This is a genomic window from Halomonas sp. OfavH-34-E, from assembly GCF_024124525.1.
Taxonomy (GTDB): Bacteria; Pseudomonadota; Gammaproteobacteria; order Pseudomonadales; family Halomonadaceae; genus Halomonas; species Halomonas litopenaei.
Genome location: NZ_JAMXRY010000102.1, coordinates 1 through 4,347 on the forward strand (window position 1 = coordinate 1; position 4,347 = coordinate 4,347).

1 protein-coding gene is annotated in these 4,347 nt (G+C 58.0%); it reads right to left on the minus strand.

The features are described from left to right. Window positions 1-1,357: 1,357 nt before the first annotated feature. Window positions 1,358-4,347: Ig-like domain-containing protein (locus NH448_RS23140; protein ID WP_253029560.1), on the minus strand; the 2,990-nt coding region annotated here is incomplete at its 5' end.

Here is a 4,347-nt window from a genome sequence, read left to right on the forward strand (position 1 = left end):
GGTTGCCACGGTGTCCTGGCCAGCCGCATCCTGTGGGCCGCCAGGAATACCATTGGGCAAGCCATCTTCATCCAGCAGCGCCAGGGCGGTGACCTGGGTGGTGCTGTCCTGCGCCAGCAGTGTGGCGACAGTGGACTGATTCAATGATGAATCGGTGTTGAAGTTCATTGGGTAATTCCTTGCATGAATGCCATTAGGGAAGGCGGGGCTTGTTAAACGTAAGCAAGGAAAAAAGAGGGCGACATTGTCCTCATGGACGAGTGTGTGGGAATCAGAGTAGAGCGAGTCAGGGGAGCACACATCAGCAATTTGAGCTGACTTCTACAAGAGTTTTTGACCTTTTTTGCCAAAAAGTTTTTTTCCTTACATGGGTGTATATCGGTCACGAGGGCGCTGGAATATGCACCACTGTTCATTGTAATGCCGGTCGTTGTTACGCAGGTCGTTGTAACGAAGATAGAGGCGACCATGTCGGGGCTAATAGCCGTTTAACGCTGTCGATTCGGTTTCCTGGGCGGAGGTGTTCCCCCAAGGCGGTGCGGGAGCGAGTTGTACGGCATCGATGGTAGTGTGCCGGTCGGGTTGCATCTGTTGATCACCTTCAATCGCTTCCCGAGGGCTGGCGGAAGCCGGTTCATGACGCTTCTGGCGGATAATTCTGTTGGTACACCGGATGACCGATGTCAGGATTCGGCGAGCAGCCCTTGTGGGTTGCCAGTAGACGTAGACTTTAGTTTTATATGTTATTGATTTATATGACTGCGTCCATCGGGTGGTTGGCGCTTTTCGGTACTTTCAGGTATCGGGTAGCGCTTCCTGAAAAGCGTCATCATTGGAGCCTGAACGGCACAGAAGCTCATTCTGGGATATCATTCTTCGATACGACTTTTCTCCCTGATATGTTCCACTTTTTTTAATGGGAAGGAACCCATTTCTATTCAAACAATACGCAGTGCAAACTCTCGACCGGATATGGCGATCGGCGATGCCTGTTTCCTTGCAATAGTGGTGGGAAGAAGGCATGCGAAGAGAAATTTACATGGCATGGAGCCATGACGGACGGGGCGGCTATAGTATTGTGTCTAGCTGGCGAGGCCGATCATTAGGGCTTGTCTGAAAAGTGCCTGCGCTCGGTAATACGGCGTTAAAAATCGGCTGGTGCGCCAGCCCGGTCAAAATGCTCATTTACATCCCGTAAACTGCGCTTTCTCAACGATTTTATCCTTGTCTAACCTTCGCTCGTCGACTTTTCGGACAGCGCCTAGCAGATGGTGGTTGAAGAATGAAAACGCGCCACCCGATGATGGATCGAGTGGCGCGTCGTTTTTCTTACGTCATCGTTATCTAGCTGTCGATATTATTCCACATCGAGCTGTCCATGCTGAACTAGCTGGTTAAGGAAGCTATCGCTGGAGGCTCCCGCCATGTGGACGTTGGTCAGGGTGATAACCTGGTCGGCACCCGCACCGGAGGCGCCGATACCGCCGTCCGATTTTGCCGACAGCACGGTGTTGTCTCCGTCTTGACTTGCATGAAGGTACTCGGACACGTCCTCCTCGCTGGCGTCGTGGAGAAGATCGGACAGATCCAATGTATCCGCATCGGCGTTTGTCGCGGTATCTCCCAGGGTGAAGTTGTTCACCACATCCATGGAGGGATTGGTGGACGTTCCCTCATCTCCCGAGAGGAACACGATGGTGTCTGCACCGACTCCCGCCCAGATTTCGCCGTCACCATCATCGGAGTTGCCGGTATCAAGACTGCGAGCCGACGCTATTCTTGTGTTCGATCCGGAAGACGGCAACGCCAACTCGAGGTTTCCGTTGACCCTGTCTCCATCCCCATCGGCTCCTTGAACCGGCAGTGTCAGGGCTCCGCCATTGCCTCCTCCCAAGTCTCCCTTCTCAAGCCAGGAAAACTCGAAGTCAGCGCTCAGAGCAAATCCATACCAGTCATGTAGTCCCTTGAACTCCAGGGCTTCGAATGGTTCGTCGGTGGTTATCTCGAAGCGAGCAGTACTCGGGATGTTCATGATGCGCAATGAGCCGTCGTCCAGCTCGGTAATATCCAGGCGCGAGGTGATATCGCGTCCTGCCGTGTCGAAGAAGCGAATATCACCTCTGCTCAAGGACAGCACGTTTTCCTGACCAACTTCGTAGGGATGCCCACTGGTGGCGTTGCCATCCGGCGCCAGGCCAAAGGCCTTGATCGCGACCATGGGGAATTCCATCCTCTCGGCGCGCACCATGACGTCGCTGAAGAAGGTCACCCCACGATGATCTTCCCAGTTGGGACGATTGCTGGAGAAGGCTAGATCGTCGACAAAATCGATACGAGTGATTTCGTTCTCGCCGGTCAGCATATCGCTACCGTCCGCGACGAAGCCATTCTCATCAGTCCTCAGGAAACTAACCCTGCTCCCACCATCGTCTACCGACCAGGCGGATACCACCACATCTGGGGCGACGCCGCCATTGTCGAAGGCGAGGTAGCGAGACCCGACTCCGGATTCACCCTGGAACTGGTATGGGATAAGGACCTCTTTGGTGGCGTCGCTGAAATTGAGACTTGACTGCCCGATGGGGCCGATGCCGTCATCGAAGACGTTGACGGAGTAGCTGGAACCATCCGACGCCAGCGTGACCTCGAATGCCACGAAGCCACCAGCGGTGGTCGCCTTGAGTGTCAGCCCATTACCACTCAGCTGATAAGTGAGGGTGTCGCCGTTCGAGGTTCTGACCGGCAAGCCACTCGGACTTGTCACCTGGGTACCCGCCAGTGCTGAACCGAAGGTCAGCGAACCGGCACCGTCGGCTCCGAAGAAGCTGATGTCGGCGGTGGCCCCATCGGTCAACTGACCGACCTGGACCGCTGAAGTCCTGGGTGAGTCGTCATCGACCACGACGACCAGGTTGCCTTGTGCCGTGTCACCGTCGCTGTCCGTGATGGTGTAACTGACGTTGAAGCGCAGATCATCCTCGGTACCCGCGATCGGGTGGTCGAGCGGCTGAGAGAGTACAACTCGGTACTGACCCGTAGCGGTATTGAGGATGTCGATGGCGATGACACGGTTGCCGGCTTGATCAAGACCCACCAGGGACAGGGCATTGCTGCTCAGGAAGTAGCGAATATCCTGACCGTCGGATGTCTGTGCAGGCAGACCCGAAGTGTCTGAGCCCCAGGCGAAGCCACCGCCGGCGGCGGGTCCGTCGTCGCCAAAGCTGTAACCCAGCAGCCCCGTCACCACTACCGCCGTGCCTGCGACATCACCATTGCCACCCGCATTGCCGCCTGGCAGACCATCCTCATCGACCACGGCGACCACTGGAGCCGAGCCTTCGGTTTCTGGCGTGGTGGGCTCAGTGCCGCCGTCGGCGACCGCGACGCTAAGGTTACCGCTGACAGCGCTGCCGTCGCCATCGGTGGCGGTATAGTTAATGGTGGCGTTGCCGACGAAGCCGGGATTGGGCGTGAAGGTCAGGGTGCCGTCCGGGTTCACCGCGACGGTACCGACTGCCGCGCCGCCCTGGACGGTGGCGTTGGTAATGTCGCCGGAGCCGTCGGCGCCGAACTGGTCGTTGCCGAGCACATCGACGGTGACGGTGCCATCGTTGTCGGTGGTGGCGCTGTCAGCGTTGGCCACCGGCATGTCGTCGTCGACCGTGACGTCGATGCTCCCCGAGGCGCTGTTGCCAACGCTGTCGGTGATGGTGTAGCCGAGGCTGAAATCGATATCGCTCTCGACGTTGGGACTGGAGTGATCCAGCTGTCGGCTCAGTACTACCCGGTAGCTACCGTTGGCGACGTTGGTCACTTGCACCGAAATGACACTATTGCCGTTGCTGTCCGTGCCAAACAGGGAAAGCCCGTTGGCGCTTATCGACCAGGTGACCGGGCTTCCGCCGGATGTCAGGGCAGGCAGTCCGGCGGTGCTCCAGGCAAAGCTGCCGGGGCCGTCGCTGCCAAAGCTATAGCCCAGTGAGCCAGTCGCCACGGTACGCTCCCCCGGGACATCACCGACGCCACCGGCAATGCCTCCAGGCAGACCATCTTCGTCGACGACAGCATTAGGGGCGTTGGTATTGGGGTCGCCATCGCTATCGGGTGTGGAGGGATCAGTGCCGCCATCGGCGACCGCCACATTGAGGCTACCGCCGACCGTGCTGCCGTCGCCGTCGGTGGCGATATAGTCGATGGTGGCGTTGCCGACGAAGCCAGGGTTGGGCGTGAAGGTCAGGCTGCCGTCCGGGTTGACTGCGACGGTACCGACGGTCGCGCCACCCTGAACGGTGGCACCGGTTAGCGCGCCTTGACCATCGGCGCCGAACTGGTCGTTACCGAGCACAT